At 66.2% G+C, this 20,753-nt stretch carries 18 protein-coding genes; 14 read left to right on the top strand and 4 right to left on the bottom strand.

The features are described 5' to 3' along the window. Nucleotides 1-211: 211 nt before the first annotated feature. Nucleotides 212-1,480 (bottom strand): SGNH/GDSL hydrolase family protein, encoded by a 1,269-nt coding sequence (locus G3N96_RS28520; protein ID WP_206139254.1) that lies wholly within the window; start codon nt 1,478-1,480, stop codon nt 212-214. 199 nt (nt 1,481-1,679) lie between these two features. Here G3N96_RS28520 and paaA point away from each other — a divergent pair, with 199 nt between their 5' ends. From paaA to G3N96_RS28560, 8 genes are all read left to right on the top strand, one after another. Continuing rightward, entirely contained in the window at nt 1,680-2,678 is a 999-nt protein-coding gene (gene paaA, locus G3N96_RS28525) for a 1,2-phenylacetyl-CoA epoxidase subunit PaaA (RefSeq protein ID WP_124584522.1), read from the top strand. Nucleotides 2,679-2,725: 47 nt separating this feature from the next. Then, the gene (gene paaB, locus G3N96_RS28530) at nt 2,726-3,010 is read left to right on the top strand and encodes a 1,2-phenylacetyl-CoA epoxidase subunit PaaB (protein ID WP_010092957.1); all 285 of its coding nucleotides are present in this window, start codon (nt 2,726-2,728) and stop codon (nt 3,008-3,010) included. Between the two features lie 10 nt (nt 3,011-3,020). Beyond that, nucleotides 3,021-3,824, top strand: coding sequence for a 1,2-phenylacetyl-CoA epoxidase subunit PaaC (paaC, locus tag G3N96_RS28535; protein ID WP_124584520.1), 804 nt, complete (start codon nt 3,021-3,023; stop codon nt 3,822-3,824). Between the two features lie 27 nt (nt 3,825-3,851). After that, nucleotides 3,852-4,412: a 1,2-phenylacetyl-CoA epoxidase subunit PaaD gene (paaD, locus tag G3N96_RS28540; protein ID WP_124584518.1), complete on the top strand. Its 561-nt coding sequence runs from the start codon at nt 3,852-3,854 to the stop codon at nt 4,410-4,412. 5 nt (nt 4,413-4,417) lie between these two features. Continuing rightward, a complete protein-coding gene (paaE, locus tag G3N96_RS28545) occupies nt 4,418-5,506 on the top strand; it encodes a 1,2-phenylacetyl-CoA epoxidase subunit PaaE (RefSeq protein WP_206139255.1) in 1,089 nt (362 codons plus the stop codon). A gap of 128 nt (nt 5,507-5,634) precedes the next feature. Beyond that, complete coding sequence (locus G3N96_RS28550; protein WP_206139256.1) at nt 5,635-6,459, top strand: DUF1835 domain-containing protein; 825 nt, start codon at nt 5,635-5,637, stop codon at nt 6,457-6,459. 16 nt (nt 6,460-6,475) lie between these two features. Further along, nucleotides 6,476-7,081, top strand: a complete 606-nt coding sequence (locus tag G3N96_RS28555; protein WP_006482923.1) for a TetR/AcrR family transcriptional regulator — start codon at nt 6,476-6,478, stop codon at nt 7,079-7,081. A gap of 233 nt (nt 7,082-7,314) precedes the next feature. Further along, complete coding sequence (locus G3N96_RS28560) at nt 7,315-7,962, top strand: GNAT family N-acetyltransferase (RefSeq protein WP_039366876.1); 648 nt, start codon at nt 7,315-7,317, stop codon at nt 7,960-7,962. Nucleotides 7,963-8,019: 57 nt separating this feature from the next. Here the strand turns inward: G3N96_RS28560 and G3N96_RS28565 are convergent, their stop codons facing one another. Then, nucleotides 8,020-8,544 (bottom strand): Lrp/AsnC family transcriptional regulator, encoded by a 525-nt coding sequence (locus G3N96_RS28565; protein WP_011655746.1) that lies wholly within the window; start codon nt 8,542-8,544, stop codon nt 8,020-8,022. 212 nt (nt 8,545-8,756) lie between these two features. On the opposite strand from G3N96_RS28565, the gene hppD reads away from it, so the two are divergent. After that, nucleotides 8,757-9,854, top strand: coding sequence for a 4-hydroxyphenylpyruvate dioxygenase (hppD, locus tag G3N96_RS28570; protein ID WP_039366871.1), 1,098 nt, complete (start codon nt 8,757-8,759; stop codon nt 9,852-9,854). 132 nt (nt 9,855-9,986) lie between these two features. Here the strand turns inward: hppD and G3N96_RS28575 are convergent, their stop codons facing one another. After that, nucleotides 9,987-10,181 carry a hypothetical protein gene (locus G3N96_RS28575; RefSeq protein WP_046547411.1) on the bottom strand — a complete coding sequence of 65 codons (195 nt, stop codon included), beginning with the start codon at nt 10,179-10,181 and terminating at the stop codon, nt 9,987-9,989. 330 nt (nt 10,182-10,511) lie between these two features. Between G3N96_RS28575 and G3N96_RS28580 the strand changes: the two genes are divergently transcribed. Next, entirely contained in the window at nt 10,512-14,102 is a 3,591-nt protein-coding gene (locus G3N96_RS28580; RefSeq protein WP_206139257.1) for an indolepyruvate ferredoxin oxidoreductase family protein, read from the top strand. 147 nt (nt 14,103-14,249) lie between these two features. Here the strand turns inward: G3N96_RS28580 and G3N96_RS28585 are convergent, their stop codons facing one another. Further along, nucleotides 14,250-16,520 carry an NADP-dependent malic enzyme gene (locus G3N96_RS28585; RefSeq protein ID WP_206139258.1) on the bottom strand — a complete coding sequence of 757 codons (2,271 nt, stop codon included), beginning with the start codon at nt 16,518-16,520 and terminating at the stop codon, nt 14,250-14,252. 458 nt (nt 16,521-16,978) lie between these two features. On the opposite strand from G3N96_RS28585, the gene G3N96_RS28590 reads away from it, so the two are divergent. The 4 genes from G3N96_RS28590 (at nt 16,979) to argC (ending at nt 20,408) form a co-directional block, all read left to right on the top strand. Beyond that, nucleotides 16,979-17,665 carry an orotate phosphoribosyltransferase gene (locus tag G3N96_RS28590; protein ID WP_011350651.1) on the top strand — a complete coding sequence of 229 codons (687 nt, stop codon included), beginning with the start codon at nt 16,979-16,981 and terminating at the stop codon, nt 17,663-17,665. 255 nt (nt 17,666-17,920) lie between these two features. Continuing rightward, on the top strand, nt 17,921-18,514 hold the full coding sequence (locus tag G3N96_RS28595; RefSeq protein WP_124584508.1) for a YbhB/YbcL family Raf kinase inhibitor-like protein: 594 nt from the start codon (nt 17,921-17,923) through the stop codon (nt 18,512-18,514). Nucleotides 18,515-18,730: 216 nt separating this feature from the next. Next, nucleotides 18,731-19,303: a flavodoxin family protein gene (locus G3N96_RS28600; protein WP_039366855.1), complete on the top strand. Its 573-nt coding sequence runs from the start codon at nt 18,731-18,733 to the stop codon at nt 19,301-19,303. 154 nt (nt 19,304-19,457) lie between these two features. Then, nucleotides 19,458-20,408 carry an N-acetyl-gamma-glutamyl-phosphate reductase gene (argC, locus tag G3N96_RS28605; protein ID WP_124584506.1) on the top strand — a complete coding sequence of 317 codons (951 nt, stop codon included), beginning with the start codon at nt 19,458-19,460 and terminating at the stop codon, nt 20,406-20,408. The last annotated feature ends 345 nt before the right edge of the window (nt 20,409-20,753 follow it).

Raw genomic sequence — 20,753 nt, forward strand, 5'->3', positions numbered from 1 at the left:
CCCTGCTTCCCTTCTCCCGCGCCGCGTTTCCGTTAGCGCGAAAGAGGCGTGATTCTAAGCACCCGCCCCCGTCTACGCAAGCCCCTTTGTGAAAATATTTTGAAAAAGCCCCCGTGCGCTACCGCGCACGGGGGCTTCGCGCTCGACGGGCCAAGTGGTGGCGCTGACCTACGCGTTGCCGGCAACACTTCCCTCTATATATAGAAGCGCGTCACTTGCCGACCACCGCAGCCCGCAGTTGCTCGACCGGCACCGCGTCGGCCATCGCCGTGTAGCCGGCGTCGCTCGGATGAATGCCGTCCCCACTATCGTATCGACGCTGCAGCACGCTCGGGCGCGCCGGATCGCGCAGCACAGCATCGAAGTCGACCACGCCATCGAACCCGCCACCGCTCCGGATCCACCGGTTCACCTCGAGCCGGATCGCCTCGCGCCCCTCCGGGAGCCCGGCCGGCGTCAGCGTCGCGCCGAAAACCTTCACGCCCTGACGGTGCGCCGCTTCAATCAGCCGGCGGTAGCCGTCGATCAGCGATGCGGCCGTGACCTGCGTATGCGGGTGGTCACAATCGAGCCCCGCGCGCGGCGGCATCGCGGCGAAGTTGATGTCGTTGATCCCGATCAGCACGATCGCCGCCTTCACCCCCGCGCGCGACAGTGCATCACGCTCGAACCGCGACGCCAGCGACGTGCCGTAGCACGCCGAATCGCTAAGCAGCCGGTTTCCGCTGATACCAAGATTCGCGACGCCGATCGACTCCATGCCGGAGGCGGTCAGCCGACGCGTCAGTGCATCCGGCCAGCGGCGATTCCGGTTCACGCTCGAGCGCAGCCCGTCGGTGATCGAATCGCCGATCGCCGCCACGCTGGCGCGCGCTGAACCGGCCTCGGCCGCGAGCTCGCTCACCCATGCGTATTGGGTAAAACGGGTGCGGAACGCGGCGGCGCCCGGATCACTCACATGGTCACCCGGTGCAGACACGTAATTGAACTGGTTCGACACGCGGTGCCAGACCGTCATCCGCTGGTTCGCCCCCATCTGGAGGCTGATCGCATACGGCCGCCCGGCCGCCACATCGATCGCCACTGGATCGCTTTCGAGTTCCTGACCTGGCGCAAGCGTCACCGACGCCTTGCCGCCGAACCGGATCGGCTCCGCCGCACCAGCAAGCGCCGCCCCTTCGCCGGCGCGCGCGAGGCTCGCCGCCTCGACGACCAGCGGCACACGTCCGTAGGCATTGCTGACGCGAATCCGCGCGGCACGCCCCGACACCGTCGGATAGACGATCTGGCGCACGGCCCGGCCGGACACGTCGGGTGCGCGATAGAGCGGCGGCGGTGCGGCAAGATCGGGGATCGGCTGCAGCGCGGTCGCCCACGCCGCCACCCATCCGCCCGGCGCGGCCGAGGCCGACGCCACGAGCGGCGAAACAAAGACGGCCGCACCCAGCACGGCCGCGGCGATACTGCTTCGAAATGACATCGGCAAAATCCTCGTCGGAAAGCGGGCATTGTGCCGCAGAAGACGCAAACCCCACGCGCCGGATCGCCGTCATGCCGTCCGATCACGCCCCGACGTCCCTCGTTTACCCGAGTCTCGCCGCAAATCCGCAAGAAATTTATTAACCGACCGGTCGGTTGGTTTATACTTCGCACACATTCACCCGGACGAGAGCCTCGCCATGTACACGCAATCCCTCGACATCCCCGGCAACGTCGCGCCGCTCGACGCCGCAGCCGAGTCGCCCGAGCAGGCGCGGTTCGATGCGGTCATGGCCGCCGACGGCAAGATCGAACCGCAGGACTGGATGCCCGATGCCTATCGCAAGACGCTGGTTCGCCAGATCTCGCAGCACGCGCACTCGGAAGTCGTGGGCATGCTGCCCGAAGGCAACTGGATCTCGCGCGCGCCGAGCCTGAAGCGCAAGGCGATCCTGCTCGCGAAGGTCCAGGACGAAGCCGGCCACGGCCTCTATCTTTATAGCGCGGCCGAAACGCTCGGCGTATCGCGCGATTCGCTGATCGACGCACTGCTCGCCGGCAAGGCGAAATACTCGAGCATCTTCAACTACCCGACGCCCACCTGGGCCGACGTCGGCGTGATCGGCTGGCTCGTCGACGGCGCCGCGATCATGAACCAGATCCCGCTGTGCCGCTGCACGTACGGCCCGTACGCGCGCGCCATGATCCGCGTGTGCAAGGAAGAATCGTTCCACCAGCGCCAGGGCTTCGACGCGCTGCTGTCGATGATGAAGGGCACCGACGCGCAACGCGCAATGGTCCAGCAGGCCGTGAACCGCTGGTGGTGGCCGGTGCTGATGATGTTCGGCCCCAGCGACGCCGATTCGGTTCACAGCAACCAGTCCGCGAAATGGGGCATCAAGCGGATCTCGAACGACGATCTGCGGCAGAAGTTCGTCGACGCGACGGTCGACCAGGCGAAGGTGCTCGGCGTGACGCTGCCCGACCCCGACCTGAAGTGGAACGAGGCGCGCGGCCATCACGACTACGGCACGATCGACTGGAACGAATTCTGGCGCGTGGTCAACGGCGACGGCCCGTGCAACAAGGAGCGCCTCGCGACCCGCGTGAAAGCGCACGAGGACGGCGCATGGGTGCGCGAAGCCGCACTCGCCCACGAAGCCAAGCGCCGTGCCCGCGCCGAACAACACGCCGCCTGAGCGGCGGCACACCATCGAATTCAGGATTCAGGATTGAGGAGAGAGTGATGAACAAGGAATGGCCGATCTGGGAAGTGTTCGTGCGCAGCAAGCAGGGGCTCGATCACAAGCATTGCGGCAGCCTGCACGCCGCCGACGCGTCGATGGCGCTGCGCATGGCGCGCGACGTCTACACGCGCCGCCAGGAAGGCGTAAGCATCTGGGTGGTGCCGTCGTCTGCCATTACCGCGTCGGATCCGAACGAGAAGGCGGAGCTGTTCGAACCGGCGGGCGACAAGATCTACCGCCACCCGACGTTCTACACGCTGCCCGACGAAGTCAACCACATGTAACGCCCGCGCCATGACGATCACGCCCGAACACCTCTCCTATGTGCTGCGCCTCGCGGACAACACGCTGATCCTCGGTCAGCGCAACGCCGAATGGTGCGGCCACGGCCCGATCCTCGAGGAAGACATCGCGCTCACCAACATGAGCCTCGACCTCATTGGTCAGGCGCGCATGCTGTACACGCACGCGGCCGAACTCGAGCGCCAGCTCACCGGCGCGACGAAGACCGAGGACGACTACGCGTACTTCCGCACCGAGCGCGAGTTCGCGAACTTCACGCTCGCCGAGCTGCCGCACTACGGCCCGATCGCCGGTACCGCGCGCGCCGATAACGATTACGCGGTGACGATCGTGCGCAACTTCCTGTACTCGGCGCTGATGCTGCACGTGTGGACCGCACTCGAAACGTCGACCGACACGCAGCTCGCCGCAATCGCCGCGAAATCGGTGAAGGAAACCCGCTATCACGTGCAGCACGCACGCGAGTGGCTGGTTCGCCTCGGCGACGGCACCGACGAATCGCACCGCCGCGCGCAGAACGCGCTCGACTACCTGACGCCGTACACGCGCGAATTCTTCGCTGCCGATGCAATCGACGACGCGGTCGCCGCCGAGGGTATCGCCCCCGCGCCGGCCGCGCTCGAAGCAGCATGGCGCGCGGACGTGGACGACGCGCTCGCGGAAGCGACGCTCACGCTGCCGGCCCCCGTGCAGCATGTGACGACCGGCAAGCAGGGCGAGCACTCGGAACACATGGGCTACCTGCTCGCCGAACTGCAAAGCCTCGCACGCCAGCATCCCGGCGCGAGCTGGTAACCGGCCGCCCCGCCACGGAGCCCGACGATGTCCGTCCAGACCGCCCCCGCCAACGCCGTGCCCATCGCGCGCCACGCCGACCCGCTGCTCGCCCGTGCCTGGGACGTGCTCGAAGCCGTGCCGGATCCCGAGATCCCGGTCGTGTCGATCCGCGAGCTCGGCATCCTGCGCGACGTCCGCCTCGGGGACGACGGTCAGCTCGAGGTCGTGATCACGCCGACCTACTCGGGCTGCCCGGCCATGTCGCAGATCGCGGAGGACATCGCCGCCGCGCTGCAGGCCGCGGGCCTCCCGCCGCACCGGATCGAGACAGTGCTCGCGCCCGCGTGGACGACCGACTGGATCACGCAGGAAGCACGCGACAAGCTGCGCGCGTACGGCATCGCGCCGCCGGCCGGCCAATGCGGCACCGCCGCGCCGCGGGAAAACGTCGTGCGCTTCGTGCCGCGACCGGTCGCGGCACCCGCGTGCCCGCGCTGCGGCTCCGCCCGTACCGAGCGTCTCGCGCAATTCGCGTCCACGGCCTGCAAGGCGCTGTATCGCTGCGTCGACTGTCGCGAACCCTTCGACTACTTCAAACCTTATTAATCGATATGGCGACCCCGCAATTTCATCCGCTGCGTATCCGCGACGTGCGGCCCGAGACCGCCGACGCCGTCACCGTCTCCTTCGACGTGCCGCCCGAGCTGCGCGATGCGTACCGCTTCACGCAGGGCCAGTTCGTCACGCTGAAAACCCACATCGACGGCGAGGAAACGCGCCGCTCGTATTCGATCTGCGTCGGCACGACGGACTACGATCGTGACGGCGAACTGCGCATCGGCATCAAGCGGGTGCGCGGCGGCCGCTTCTCGAACTTCGCGTTCGACTCGCTCAAGCCGGGGCACACGATCGACGTGATGACGCCGGACGGCCGTTTCTTCACACACCTGAACGCCGATCACGGCAAGCAGTACGTCGCGTTTTCAGGCGGCTCCGGCATCACGCCGGTGCTCGCGATCGTGAAGACGACGCTCGAACTCGAGCCGCGCAGCACGTTCACGCTGATCTACGGCAACCGCAGCGTCGATGCGATCATGTTCGCGGAGGAACTCGAGGACCTGAAGAACCGCTACATGAACCGCTTCGTCCTCTATCACGTGCTGTCGGACGACCAGCAGGACGTCGCGCTGTTCAATGGCGTGCTCGACCAGGCGAAATGCGCGGAATTCCTCGACACGCTGACGCCGGCCGACGCGATCGACGAAGCGTTCATCTGCGGCCCCGCACCGATGATGGATGCGGCCGAGGCGGCGCTGAAGGCGGCCGGCGTGCCGCAGGCGAAGGTGCACGTCGAGCGCTTCGGCACGCCGTTGCCGCAGGCCGGCGCGCCGATCGTCGAAATCACCGACCAGACCCCGGCCGCCGACCTCGAAATCGTGCTCGACGGCAAGAAGCGCAAGCTGCGCCTGCCGTACGAAGGCGTGAGCCTGCTCGATATCGGCCTGCGCGCGGGCCTCGCGCTGCCGTACGCGTGCAAGGGCGGTGTGTGCTGCACGTGCCGCGCGAAGGTGCTCGAGGGCGAAGTGCGGATGGAGAAGAACTACACGCTCGAAGAGCATGAAGTGAAGGACGGCTTCGTGCTCACGTGCCAGTGCCACCCGATCAGCGACAAGGTCATCGTGAGCTACGACGAGCGTTGAGCGACGTCGCGTCGCGGCGCCGGGCGGTTTCTCGCCGTCACACATCTCGCTTACACTAGGGGCCGCCGGCCGGCTGGACATCGCAACGTCCGCCCGGCCGGCGGTTTTCTTTTGTTGACGACAGGCCGATGAGTACCATTCATGTGATTCAGGGCGGCACCGCCGCCGCGTCGCTGCACGAGGCACTCGCGCAAGCCGGACGCGACGAGCGCGTCGTCGGATTGCTCGACGATCTCGGCGTCGGGCCGCTCAAGGGCGCCGACGAGACGCCCGACACGCGCGCCGCCTTCTGGCAGCACGTGCTCGGCGACCAGATTCCCGACTGGAACGCGGAGATCGAAGGCGAGTTCGCGCGCCTCGACCAGTTGGCGACGGATACGGGCCAGGTGGTCGTGTGGCATGCGCCGAGCGTCGGCGACAAGCTGCTGCTGCGCCGCGTCGCCTATCACCTGCGCAATGTCCCGCAACGCCTGAACGAAGTGCGTCTGTCGGCCGCCGATCTCGACTCGGCCCAGCGCGCGGCACTATCGCGCACCGACCAGGCGTGCGCGACCGGCATGTTCTCGCCGGCCGAACTGGCGCGCAAGCGCCCGGTGGCCGCACCGATCTCGGTGCTGCGCATCGGCCGCCTCGCGCTCGAATGGCAGGAGGCGAAGCACCTGAACGCCGAGCTGCGCTACTGGGTCAGCAACACCATCAAGAGCGGCTACTATGATGACCTCGACGCGCTGATCGTCGCGCGCGCGGAAACCGACTGGCGGCCCGCGGCGCGCCTCGTCGGCGGCATCATGGCCGACGCCGACCGCGGCGGGCTGTTCGTCAGCGACTCGATCGCCTGGTGGCGCTGCCGCGAACTCGCGGCGGCCGGCCGGCTCGAGCTGCAGGACGACGCGCCCGACGCCCTCTCTTCCACGCAGGTGCGTGCGGCCCGCACGGCCACCCCGCACCGCTAATCTTCCCCATTCGACCATGGCCCGTACCCGAGCGCCCGACCACGAATCCCAGCGCGAGCAGATCCTCGATCTGGCCGCCGAGAAATTCGCGCAGACGAGCTACCCGAGCACGTCGATGTCCGATCTCGCGACCGCGAGCGGCACGTCGAAGGCGCGCCTCTATCACTACTACGAAAGCAAGGAAGCGATCCTGTTCGACCTGCTCGACCGCTACACGAAACGGCTGATGCTGATCATCGCCGAGGTCGAAGGGGCGAGCCAGCGACGCGGCCTCAGCGAGCGCGACGCGTTCGCCGAGCTGGTGCGTGCGTTCCTCGCCGAATACGAGACGTCGCACAGCCGGCACGTCGCGCTGCTCAACGACGTGAAGTATCTCGAGGACGCGCAGCGCGAAATCGTGCTCGACCGCCAGCGCGACATCGTCGCGGCGTTCACGCGGCAGCTCGCACGCGCGTACCCCGACCGCATCTCGAAGGAAAACCAGACGTCCGTGACGATGATGGTGTTCGGGATGATCAACTGGACGTTCACCTGGCTGAAGCCGGGCGGCCGCCTGGGCTACCGCGACTTCGCCGAACAGGTGATCGACCTGATCGAGCGCGGGCTGTCGACGGCCGCCTGAATGACGCGCAGCAGCAAGCGTTGCGCGACAGGCACACTGCGGCTGCCTGTCGCGCATTTCATATGATGACTTTTAAATTCGCTTAAAATCAACAACTTACAGAATTAACTAAGCGGTTTTAGAATTTCCATTCAGCACAAATAACGTCAAATACGGGTTTTCCCCAACCTCGCTCGGGTAAAATGCTGTTGCATTGCACAACCCGTTTGTGCACCCACACTGAGGAACCCACGATGAACACGCAATTCAACGGCCCTGCCGAAGTTGTCGGCACGGTCGGCAGTGCGCCGGTTCTCGTCAGGGAACTGGCTTCCAAAGACCGTGAGCAGATGCTCACCCACTTTCTCTCGCTCGACGAAGAGGACCGCCTGCTGCGCTTCGGCCAGATGGTGCCCGACCACGTGATCGAGAATTACGTCCGCACGATCGACTTCGGCCGCGACACCGTGTTCGGCGTGTTCGACCACGACCTCGAACTGATCGGCGTGGGCCACCTGGCCTACCTGCCGGCCGAGGGCGACAAGCGCACGGCCGAATTCGGCGTGTCGGTGCTCGAAAGCGCACGCGGCCGCGGCGTCGGCTCGAAGCTGTTCGAGCGCGCGGCGATCCGCAGCCGCAACACGCACGTGACGATGCTGTACATGCACTGCCTGTCGCGTAACGCGACGATGATGCATATCGCGAAGAAATCCGGGATGCGGATCGAGTACGCGTACGGCGAAGCCGATGCGTACCTGTCGCTGCCGCCGGCCGACCACTCGACGATCATCGCCGAGATGCTGCAGGAGCAGGCGGCGGTGTTCGACTACGCGATGAAGCGCCAGGCGCGCCGCACCACGAAGTTCATCGAATCGCTGATGCCCGCCGCGCTGACGGCGTAACTTCAGCCAGCCGGGCCGCGCCTGCCGCGCGCCCGGCCCCCCCTTCCCCGCCGCGCGCTAGCGCACCGAACGAATCGGCAATGCCGTCGTCTCCTTGAAGCATTCGAGCGAAAAGCTCGTCTTCACGTCGATCACCGACGGGTGATGCAGCAGATGCTCCTGCACGAAGCGGGAGAAATGCGCCATGTCCTCGACCTGCACGCGCAGCAGGTAATCCATATCCCCCGTCATCGCGTGGCACGCGACCACTTCCGGCCAGGTCTGCACGGCCGCACGAAACAGCTCCGCATGGGTCGCGCCTGCCCGCGCCGACGTTTCGTCGGCACGCACCGGCGCCAGGCCGCCACGCTTCTCGAGCCGCACGCTCACGTACGCGAGCAGGTCGAGCCCGAGCTTCTGCGGATCCAGCAGCGCGACATAACCGGTGATCACACCGATCTCCTCGAGCCGCCGGATCCGCCGCAGGCACGGGCTCGGCGACAGGTTCACGCGCTCGGCGATCTCCTGGTTCGACAGGCGCCCGTTCTCCTGAAGAATCGCGAGAATCCGCCGGTCGATGGCATCCAATTCGGCTTGCGCCATCTTCTGCCCTCCAATGAGTAATTTGAGACGGGAAATTGCGCCATCGTAGGTTCGGGCAATTAAGTTCGCAAGTTTACGCTCGCGGCTGCCCGCTACACTTTGTCGCACGCACCGATTCGTCGCGCACGCCACCGCGTGCGCCCCGTTCGACATCGAACCAGGCCGGGCCTGCGCACGTCGCCCCGGCCGATCGCCCCCACAGGAGACACGCCATGCAGATCCCGAACTGGGACAACCCCGTCGGCACCGACGGCTTCGAATTCATCGAATACACGGCACCGGACCCGAAAGCGCTCGGACAACTGTTCGAGCGGATGGGTTTCACCGCGATCGCGCGCCACCGCCACAAAGATGTGACGGTGTACCGCCAGGGCGACATCAACTTCATCATCAACGCCGAACCCGATTCGTTCGCACAACGCTTCGCGCGCCTGCACGGCCCGTCGATCTGCGCGATCGCGTTCCGCGTGCAGGACGCCGCGAAGGCGTACAAGCACGCGCTGGAACTCGGCGCATGGGGCTTCGACAACAAGACCGGCCCGATGGAGCTGAACATCCCGGCGATCAAGGGCATCGGCGATTCGCTGATCTATTTCGTCGACCGCTGGCGCGGCAAGAACGGCGCGCAACCGGGCGCCATCGGCGACATCAGCATCTATGACGTCGACTTCGAGCCGATCGCCGGCGCGAACCCGAACCCGGTCGGTCACGGCCTCACCTACATCGATCACCTGACGCACAACGTGCATCGCGGCCGCATGCAGGAGTGGGCCGAGTTCTACGAGCGCCTGTTCAACTTCCGCGAAGTGCGCTACTTCGACATCGAAGGCAAGGTGACGGGCGTGAAGTCGAAGGCGATGACGTCGCCGTGCGGCAAGATCCGCATCCCGATCAACGAGGAAGGCTCGGATACGGCCGGCCAGATCCAGGAATACCTCGACGCGTACCACGGCGAAGGCATCCAGCACATCGCGCTCGGCGCCACCGACATCTACCAGGCGGTCGATGGCCTGCGCAGCAAGGAAGTGAAGCTGCTCGACACGATCGACACGTATTACGAACTGGTCGACCGCCGCGTGCCGAACCACGGCGAATCGCTGGACGAGCTGAAGAAGCGCAAGATCCTGATCGACGGCGCACGCGACGACCTGCTGCTGCAGATCTTCACCGAGAACCAGATCGGGCCGATCTTCTTCGAGATCATTCAGCGCAAGGGCAACCAGGGCTTCGGTGAAGGCAACTTCAAGGCGCTGTTCGAATCGATCGAACTCGACCAGATCCGCCGCGGCGTCGTGCAGGACAAGGCCTGACGCATCCGGCGCGCGGCAACCCGGGGCAACCCGGCAGCCTGCACGATCCGGCGGCGCAAAGAAAAAGGGCGGGAATCCTCGAATTCCCGCCCTTTTTGCATTCCGGCGCGGCCCGCAGGCCGCGCGAGCGGATCAACGCGCGTTCGCCTTCGACTCGACGGCGCGCTCGGCCGACGGCTGCGCGACAGCGTCCTGGGCCGGCACGATCTGCTGCATCTGCGCGCCGGCTGCCGCCAGTGCGCTCGCGCCGCGCGCGTGCACCGGGCCGGTCATCGAGAAAAACGCGGCGGACACGATCAGGAAACTCTGGATATGACGTGTGTTCATTGCACCTCCTGTAAAACTGCCGGCGCCTCCCCGATTACGTCGAAACCAGCCAACGCGACCGGGCACCTCCGGCAGGCCGACAAGATTAACGGCGTTTGCACGAAGATGGGGCCGGCTTTACATGCTTTTACATGATGTAACGCATGGTTCCGCCCTGTTTTTCTGACGCGCCGCCGCAATTCCCCCGCGTTCCAACCGATGGGCGGCGGGTTTGCCCCAGTGCTACCATCGCTTAAAACCGGCCAATATGCCGGCCACTGCCGACGCGTCCACAAGACGCCCGAAGCAGTCGAGTTTTGGTGATCCCAAACTGGGTGGAGGAGACAGTTAATGAATGCCCCGCTAGACGCAGGCCAACGCGCATCGCTAGAAGCCGCGCTGAAGTCCGTCACGCTTGACGACAAATACACACTGGAACGCGGCCGCGCGTACATGAGCGGCATCCAGGCCCTCGTGCGCCTGCCGATGCTCCAGCAGGAACGCGATCGCGCCGCCGGTCTCAATACCGCCGGCTTCATCTCCGGCTATCGCGGTTCGCCGCTCGGCGGCCTCGATCTGTCGCTCTGGAAAGCCAAGCAGCACCTGGCCGCCCACCAGATCGTCTTCCAGCCCGGCCTCAACGAAGATCTCGCCGCCACCGCCGTGTGGGGCTCGCAGCAGGTGAACCTGTACCCCGGCGCGAAGCACGACGGCGTGTTCGGCATGTGGTACGGCAAGGGCCCGGGCGTCGACCGCACGGGCGACGTATTCAAGCACGCGAACTCGGCCGGCTCGTCGCAGCACGGCGGCGTGCTGGTGCTCGCCGGCGACGACCACGCGGCGAAATCATCGACGCTCGCGCACCAGTCCGAACACATCTTCAAGGCCTGCGGGCTGCCGGTGCTGTTCCCGTCCAACGTGCAGGAATATCTCGATTTCGGCCTGCACGGCTGGGCGATGAGCCGCTACTCGGGCCTGTGGGTCGCGCTCAAGTGCGTGACGGACGTGGTCGAATCGTCGGCATCGGTCGACATCGACCCGCATCGCACCGAGATCGTGCTCCCGACCGACTTCATCCTGCCGGAAGGCGGGCTGAACATCCGCTGGCCCGATCCGCCGCTCGTGCAGGAAGCACGGCTGCTCGACTACAAGTGGTATGCGGCGCTCGCCTACGTGCGCGCGAACAAGCTCGACCGCATCGAGATCGATTCGCCGAGCGCGCGCTTCGGGATCATGACCGGCGGCAAGGCGTACCTCGACGTGCGCCAGGCGCTGACCGACCTCGGCCTCGACGACGAAACCTGTGCACGGATCGGCATCCGGCTCTACAAGGTCGGCTGCGTGTGGCCGCTCGAAGCGCAGGGCGCGCAGGCGTTCGCGCGTGGCCTCGACGAAATCCTCGTCGTCGAGGAAAAGCGCCAGATCCTCGAATACGCGATCAAGGAAGAGCTGTACAACTGGCCCGACGGGCAACGGCCGCGCGTGTTCGGCAAGTTCGACGAGAAGGACGGCGCCGGCGGCGAATGGTCGGTGCCGATGGGCAACTGGCTGCTGCCCGCGCACTACGAGCTGTCGCCCGCGATCATCGCCAAGGCGATCGCGACGCGCCTCGAGAAGTTCGAGCTGCCGTCCGACGTGCGGGCACGCATCGCCGCGCGCCTCGCCGTGATCAACGCGAAGGAAATGGCGCTCGCGAAGCCGCACGTGCAGACCGAGCGCAAGCCGTGGTTCTGCTCGGGCTGCCCTCACAACACGTCGACCAACGTGCCGGAAGGCTCGCGCGCGATCGCCGGCATCGGCTGTCACTACATGACCGTGTGGATGGACCGCAGCACGAGCACCTTCAGCCAGATGGGCGGTGAAGGCGTGCCGTGGATCGGCCAGGCACCGTTCACGGACGAGAAGCACGTGTTCGCGAACCTCGGCGACGGCACCTATTTCCACTCGGGCCTGCTGGCCGTGCGCGCGGCGATCTCGTCGAAAGCGAACATCACCTACAAGATCCTCTACAACGACGCGGTCGCGATGACGGGCGGCCAGCCGGTCGACGGCGTACTGACGGTGCCGCAGATCACGCACCAGCTCGCGTCCGAAGGCGCGAAAAAGATCGTGATCGTCACCGACGAGCCGGAGAAGTACGACAGCCAGAAGGCGCTGCTGGCGCCGGGCGTGACGATCCATCACCGCGACCAGCTCGACGATGTGCAGCGCGAGCTGCGCGAGATCGAAGGCACGACGATCCTGATCTACGACCAGACCTGCGCGACCGAGAAACGCCGCCGCCGCAAACGCGGCACGTATCCGGACCCGGCCAAGCGCGTCGTGATCAACGACGCGGTGTGCGAGGGCTGCGGCGACTGCTCGGTGCAGTCGAACTGCCTGTCGGTCGAGCCGCTGGAAACCGAATTCGGCACGAAGCGCCAGATCAACCAGTCGAGCTGCAACAAGGACTTCTCGTGCGTGAAGGGCTTCTGCCCGAGCTTCGTCACGGTCGAGGGCGGCCAGCTGAAGAAGCCGAAGGCCGTGTCGGTCGACGGCAACGCACTGCCGCCGATCCCCGAACCGACGCTGCCGGACATCGACCGCGCATACGGCGTGCTCGTCACGGGCGTCGGCGGCACGGGGGTCGTCACGATCGGCGCGCTGCTCGGAATGGCCGCGCACCTGGAAAACAAGGGCGTGACCGTGCTCGACGTCACCGGCCTCGCGCAAAAGGGCGGCGCCGTGATGAGCCACGTGCAGATCTCGCACGCGCCGACCGACATCCACGCGACGCGGATCGCGATGGGCGAAGCCGACCTCGTGATCGGCTGCGACGCGATCGTCACGGCCGGCGACGAATGCACGTCGCGGATGCGGCACGACACGACGCGCGTGGTCGTCAACAGTGCGCAGACGCCGACCGCCGAGTTCATCAAGAACCCGAACTGGGCGTTCCCGGGCCTGTCCGCCGAGAACGACATCCGCGCGGCGGCCGGCGAAGCCGTCGATTTCATCGACGCGAACCGCTTCGCAGTCGCGCTGCTCGGCGACGCGATCTACACGAACCCGTTCGTGCTCGGCTACGCGTGGCAGAAAGGCTGGCTGCCGCTCACGCTCGCGTCGCTCGTGCGCGCGATCGAGTTGAACGCGGTCTCGGTCGAGAAGAACCGTGCGGCCTTCGACTGGGGCCGCCGCGCCGCGCACGACCTGGCGAGCGTGAAGCAGGCCGCGGCCGGCGACGCGCGCCCCATGCAAGGCGCCACGGTGATTTCGCTGCACACGAAGAAGGCGGTCGACGCGCTGATCGCGAAGCGTGTGGAATTCCTCACCGCGTACCAGAACGCCGCGTACGCAGCACGCTATGCGGCGTTCGTCGACAAGGTGCGCGCGGCCGAGCGTGCGCTGGCGGACGGCGACACGGCGCAGGAGCAGCTGACCGAAGCGGTCGCGCGCAACCTGTTCAAGCTGATGGCGTACAAGGACGAATACGAGGTCGCGCGGCTGCAGTCCGATCCGGCATTCCTCGCGCGCCTGACCGCGCAGTTCGAAGGCGACTGGAAGCTGAAATTCCACCTCGCGCCGCCGCTGTTCGCGAAAACGGACGCCCACGGCCATCTCGTGAAGAAGGCGTACGGCCCGTGGATGATGTCGGCGTTCCGGCTGCTTGCGAAGGCGAAGTTCCTGCGCGGCACGGGGCTCGACCCGTTCGGCCGTACCGACGAGCGTCGCACCGAGCGCGCGCTGATCGGCGAGTACGAAGCGCTGATCGGCGAGGTGCTCGGCAAGCTGAACGCGGCCAACCGCCCGCTCGCCGTCGAGCTCGCGGCGCTGCCGGACGGCATTCGCGGCTATGGTCACGTGAAGGAGAACAACCTGCGCGCGGTACGGGTGAAGTGGGACACGCTGCTCGCGAAGTGGCGTTCGCCGGCCGGCGGCCAGTCGCACCAGCAGGTCGCGTAACGGCACGCGGCGGGCATTCGAGGCCGGATGCCCGCCGGCGCGCGGCTACCGGCTCACGTCGCTTCACGAAAAAAACGCCACGGAACGCAGGTTCCGTGGCGTTTTTCATTGCGCCGCGCACGAAGCGCGGCACACGCGGGCGTGGACTTACTTCGTGTTCACGTTCGCGGCGGCAACGGCCGTCATGTTGATGATCCGGCGCACGGTCGCGGCCGGCGTCAGGATGTGGGCCGGCTTCGCCGCGCCGAGCAGGAACGGGCCGACCGTCACGCCTTCGCCGCCGACCATCTTCAGCAGGTTGTACGCGATGTTCGCCGCTTCGACGTTCGGCATGATCAGCAGGTTCGCTTCGCCCGACAGCGTCGTGCCGGGGAAGGCCTGCTTGCGGATCAGTTCCGACAGCGCCGCGTCGCCGTGCATTTCGCCGTCGACTTCGAGGTTCGGCGCACGTTCGACGATCAGCTTGCGAGCCTCGCCCATCCGGCGCGACGACGCCGACGGCGCGCTGCCGAAGTTCGAGTTCGACAGCAGCGCAGCCTTCGGCGCAATGCCGAAGCGCTCGATCTCGGCCGCGGCCTGGATCGTCATGTCGGCGAGCTGTTCGGCGCTCGGCAGCTCGTTCACGTACGTATCGCACACGAACAGGTTCCGGCCCGGCAGCATCAGCAGGTTCATCGCCGCGAAGTGCTCGGCGCCCTTCGCACGGCCCAGCACCTGCTCGATGAACTTCAGGTGGCTGTGGAACGTGTCGATCATCCCGCAGATCATCCCGTCCGCATCGCCCAGATGCACGAGCATCGCGCCGATCAGCGTGTTGAACTTGCGCATCGCGGCCTTCGCGACTTCCGGCGTCACGCCGTCGCGCGCCCCGATCTCCTGATATGCCTGCCAGTAGCGGTGGTAGCGCGCATCGTCTTCCGGATCGACGATCTCGAAATCGGTGCCGGCCTTCAGCTTCGAGCCGATCTTCGCGAGGCGCATGTCGATGACCGACGGACGGCCGACGAGGATCGGCTTCGCGATCTTTTCCTGCAGCACGAACTGCGCGGCACGCAGCACGCGCTCGTCTTCGCCTTCGGCGAACACGATGCGGGCCTGTTTCTGCTTCGCGGTGGCGAACACCGGGCGCATTACCATGCCGGTGCGGTAGACGGTCGCGCCGAGCTGCTCGCGGTATGCGTCCATGTCCTGGATCGGGCGGGTGGCGACGCCCGAATCCATCGCGGCTTGCGCGACGGCCGGCGCGATCTTGATGATCAGGCGCGGGTCGAACGGCTTCGGAATCAGGTAGTCCGGCCCGAATTCGAGCGAGTGGCCTTCATACGCCTTCGCGACTTCCTCGCTCTGGTCGGTTTCCTGCGCCAGCTCGGCGATCGCGCGCACGCACGCGAGCTTCATTTCTTCCGTGATCGTCGTCGCGCCGACGTCGAGCGCGCCGCGGAAGATGAACGGGAAGCACAGCACGTTGTTGACCTGGTTCGGGTAGTCCGAACGGCCGGTCGCGACGATCGCGTCCGGGCGCACGGCCTTCGCGTCTTCCGGACGGATTTCCGGTTCCGGGTTCGCGAGCGCCAGGATCAGCGGGCGCTCGCCCATCGTCTTGACCATGTCCTGCTTCAGCACGCCCGCGCTCGAGCAGCCGAGGAACACGTCCGCGCCGACGATCGCGTCGGCGAGCGTACGTGCGTCGGTGGTCGCCGCATAGCGCTGCTTCGACGGATCGAGGTTGCCGCGCCCTTCGTAGATCACGCCCTTCGAATCGGCGACGAGGATGTTCGACTTCGTCAGGCCGAGGTTCACCAGCAGGTCCAGACACGCGATCGCTGCCGCGCCCGCGCCCGAGCACACGAGCTTCACTTCGGACAGCTTCTTGTCGACGACCTTCAGGCCGTTCAGGATCGCGGCCGACGCGATGATCGCGGTGCCGTGCTGGTCATCGTGGAAGACGGGGATCTTCATGCGCTCGCGCAGCTTCTGCTCGATGTAGAAGCATTCCGGCGCCTTGATGTCCTCGAGGTTGATGCCGCCGAGCGTCGGCTCGAGCATCGCGATCGCCTCGACGAGCTTGTCGGGGTCGGACTCCGACAGTTCGATGTCGAACACGTCGATGCCCGCGAATTTCTTGAAGAGGCAGCCCTTGCCTTCCATCACCGGCTTCGCGGCGAGCGGGCCGATGTTGCCGAGGCCGAGCACGGCGGTGCCGTTCGTGATGACGCCGACGAGGTTGCCGCGCGACGTGTACTTCTGCGCGTCGAGCGGATCGGCGTGGATCGCTTCGCACGCAGCGGCGACGCCCGGCGAATACGCGAGCGACAGATCGAGCTGGTTCGACAGCGGCTTGGTCGGGGTGACCGAAATCTTGCCGGGTTTCGGGTTCAGGTGATAAGCGAGTGCGGCCTGCTTCAGTTGTTCGTCCATGATTGACCTGCGAGAGACATGCGAAATATTGACGGTTCAGTACGCCGCACCTTCGGCCGCGTCTGCTTGAATCGAGGGGGTGATCGACTGCGAGACGGCACGCGACGCGCCGGGTGGGCACGCCATCGAACCTTGGCGGGTGGCAAGAGGAAAGTACAAAGTACTGAACGATTTCTAAGGGTCGCCTAGTGTACACCCCCTAAATGACGCATGTTGGTGCAGCGCCGCATCCTCCGCATCGGTGCGAGCGATCCGGCCCCGCTTGTTTCGCCGGTGGTGAGCCGCGCGGCGAACCCGCGCGAATTCCGCCGAAAACCGGCCTGAATCGGGTAAAATAGCGGGCTACGCGCGCAGCGATGCGATTGGCCCTCCGATCGCGCCCCGGCCCCCTGGGCAGGTTCCCCTTGCTGCGCCACCGGGCCCGCGCCCGCTCTTCGCTCATCACCCAAGGAATGCCCATGACAGGCTACGATCGTCAGTCGATCTCGGATACGACCGCCAAAATCCTGCTCGAAGTACAGGCAGTGCACTTCAACGCAGAAAAACCGTTCATCTTCACGTCCGGCTGGGCAAGCCCCGTCTACATCGACTGCCGCAAGCTGATTTCGTATCCGCGCGTGCGCCGCGCGCTGATGGAAATGGCTGAAACGACGATCACGCGCGACATCGGCTTCGAGCAGATCGACGCGGTGGCGGGCGGCGAAACGGCCGGCATCCCGTTCGCGGCCTGGATCGCGGACCGCATGATGGTGCCGATGCAGTACGTGCGCAAAAAGCCGAAGGGTTTCGGCCGCAACGCGCAGATCGAAGGCCATCTGGAAGAAGGCTCGCGCGTGCTGCTGGTGGAAGACCTGACGACCGACAGCCGCAGCAAGATCAACTTCGTCAACGCGCTGCGCACCGCGGGCGCGACGGTGAACCACTGCTTCGTGCTGTTCCACTACAACATCTTCAAGGAAAGCGTGTCGGTCCTGAAGGACATCGACGTCGACCTGCACGCGCTCGCCACGTGGTGGGATGTGCTGCGCGTCGCGAAGGCGTCGGGCTACTTCGAGACGAAGACGCTCGACGAAGTCGAGAAATTCCTGCACGCACCGGCCGAGTGGTCGGCTGCGCACGGCGGCGCGACGTCCCCGAAGGACTGACGCCGCGCCGGCCCGCTGGCCGGCGTCGTGGCCGAACGAGCCGCCCGCTTCATCGCGGGCGGCTTTTTTTCGTCCGTCGATTTTTCGTCCGCCGATTCGCGCGGGAAACGATCGCGACCACGCGTCGCGGCGTGCGTCGCTCATCGAACCCTAATGCTAGACTTGATCCATCGCTGCCATCAGCTGCGCAGGCAACGCACTACGCCAACAACGCCGGACGCATCGGTCCGGCCCACGTGACGGGAGAAGCGCCATATGCGTGTGGATCGCCGGATCACTCCGCCTGCGCCATCGGGTCGCCCGCCGCCGTTTCTCGCCGCCCTCCTCTACGCCGCCGTCCTCTCTGCCCTGCCCGCGCATGCGGAAGGCCCGTTCACCGTGACGAGCGACGACCTGACGCCGGGCGGGCGCGTCCGCGCCGCGAACGTGTTCGACCGCGGCGACTGCAAGGGCGGCAACCACTCGCCGCAGCTCACCTGGCACAACCCGCCGCCCGGCACGCGCGGCTATGCGGTCACGGTCTTCGATCCCGATGCGCCGGGGCATGGCTGGTGGCACTGGGCCGTGGCGGGCATTCCGGCGACGGTCACGAGCCTGCCCGCCGACGCGAGCGCGTCCGGGTTCCTGCGGCGCATCGGCGCGAGCGAGGCGCGCAACGACTTCGGGATCGACGGCTACGGCGGCCCGTGCCCGCCGCCGGGCAAGCCGCACCGCTACGTGATCACCGTCTATGCGCTCAAGGGCGACGACCTGCGCGTCGCGCAGGGCCGCCCCGCGCCGATGTTCGAGCACGAGATCGGCACGCTGGCGATCGGTACCGCGCAACTCACGGTCAACTACGGGCAGTAACGCGCAGGGGGCGCCGGGCATCGCACGCCATCGCGATTGCCGGCCGCCGCGAAATGGTGTTCTCCGCGCTCACGCGTTTTCCCGTCATTTCGGCTTGCTAGACTCCTCGTCACCGGTCGCGGCGCCCTGCCGCGCATCCGTCGCGCCGCCCACCGGCGACGCGTGACGCGGCGAGCCTGCGGTCCGCCGTTCCCGTTCCTTTCCGGAGAACGCTTCATGTCGAACATCGTCATCGTCTATCACAGCGGCTACGGTCACACGCAGAAACTGGCCGAGGCCGTACACGCGGGCGCGCAGGATGCCGGCGCGACCGTGCGCCTGCTCGCCGTCGGCGACGTCGACGACGCGGGCTGGGCCGCGCTCGACGCGGCCGACGCGATCGTCTTCGGCGCGCCGACCTACATGGGCGGCCCGTCGGCGCAGTTCAAGCAGTTTGCCGACGCGACGTCGAAAGCGTGGTTCACGCAGAAATGGAAGGACAAGATCGCCGCGGGCTTCACGAACTCCGCGACGATGAACGGCGACAAGTTCTCGACGATTCAATATTTCGTCACGCTGTCGATGCAGCATGGGATGGTGTGGGTCGGCACGAGCCTGATGCCGGCCAACTCGAAGGCGGCCACGCGCAACGACATCAACTACCTGGGCGGCTCGACGGGCCTGCTCGCGCAGTCGCCGGCCGATTCGACGCCCGACGAAGGCCCGCTGCCGGGCGACCTCGAGACCGGCAAGGCATTCGGCCGGCGGGTTGCCGAAGCGACCGCCCGATGGGTCGCCGGCCGCGGCTGAGCACGCGCTGGCGCCCGCTCCGGCGGGCGATAAAGGGACACAAGACGGCCCGCCGGCCGTCTTTTTTTCGCCCCGCGCGGTGCAGGGCCGCCGGATGACGTCTTAAAATGGCGGATTAAGGGCGCGGGCCCCCGTTTCATTCAGTGAGAGCGAAATGAGCACCAAAGTTTTTGTCGACGGCCAGGAAGGCACGACCGGCCTCAAGATCTTCGAATACCTGTCGGCACGCAGCGACATCGAGATCCTGCGCATCGATGAAGCGAAGCGCAAGGACGTCGAAGAGCGCCGCCGCCTGATCAACGCGTCGGACGTCACGTTCCTGTGCCTGCCGGACGTTGCATCGCGCGAATCGGCGTCGCTCGTCGAGAACCCGAACACGACGCTGATCGACGCGAGCACCGCGTTCCGCACCAGCGCCGACTGGGCGTACGGCCTGCCGGAACTGACCCGCGCGCAGCGCGAGAAGATTCGCACGTCGAAGCGCATCGCCGTGCCGGGCTGCCACGCGTCGGCCTTCGTGCTCGCGATGCGTCCGCTCGTCGATGCAGGCATCGTCGCACCGACGTTCGCCGCGCACAGCTACTCGATCACCGGCTACAGCGGCGGCGGCAAGTCGATGATCGCCGACTACGAAAACGCCACGCCGGGCGGCAAGCTCGCGAGCCCGCGCCCGTATGCGCTCGGCCTCACGCACAAGCACCTGCCGGAAATGGCCGCGCACACGGGCCTCGCGAACCCGCCGATCTTCACGCCGATCGTCGGGCCGTTCCTGAAGGGTCTCGCGGTGACGACCTACTTCACGCCCGAGCAGCTCGCGAAACGCGCGACGCCGCAGGACGTGCAGCGCGTGTTCGCCGAGTACTACGCGGACGAGGCATTCGTGCGCGTCGCACCGTTCGATGCGGACGCGAACCTCGACGGCGGCTTCTTCGACGTGCAGGCGAACAACGACACGAACCGGGTCGACCTGTTCGTGTTCGGCAACGCGGAGCGCTTCGTCACGGTCGCGCGCCTCGACAACCTCGGCAAGGGCGCATCGGGCGCCGCGATCCAGTGCATGAACCTGAGCATCGGCGCGGCCGAGGACGCAGGCCTCAAACGCTGATTCAGCATCGCATGCAATGCAAAGCCGGCCACTGGCCGGCTTTTTATTTACCCGTATCAGGCAATATATAAAAAATTCCGGATCGCGCATTTACAAATATTTACAAGCTTTCCATTGCGCGATTACCGGTGAATTAATCCCGTCCCTTCTTTATCCAGTCAATCCCGAATAGGGATAAACCGGATACCGCCGCTTTGAACGCTGCCGTTATACGCAGGAAGGCTCCGCGCCGGCCTGCCCGGCGTCGCACATCCCCCACTCCGGCCGCTTTCGGCAGGCCGTTTCACGTTTTAATTCTTACCGAATGCCGTGTCGGACAAGGATTCAATACACGATGCCCGTTTC

The sequence above is a fragment of the Burkholderia sp. Se-20373 genome (assembly GCF_017104705.1).
In the GTDB taxonomy this organism is placed as follows: Bacteria; Pseudomonadota; Gammaproteobacteria; order Burkholderiales; family Burkholderiaceae; genus Burkholderia.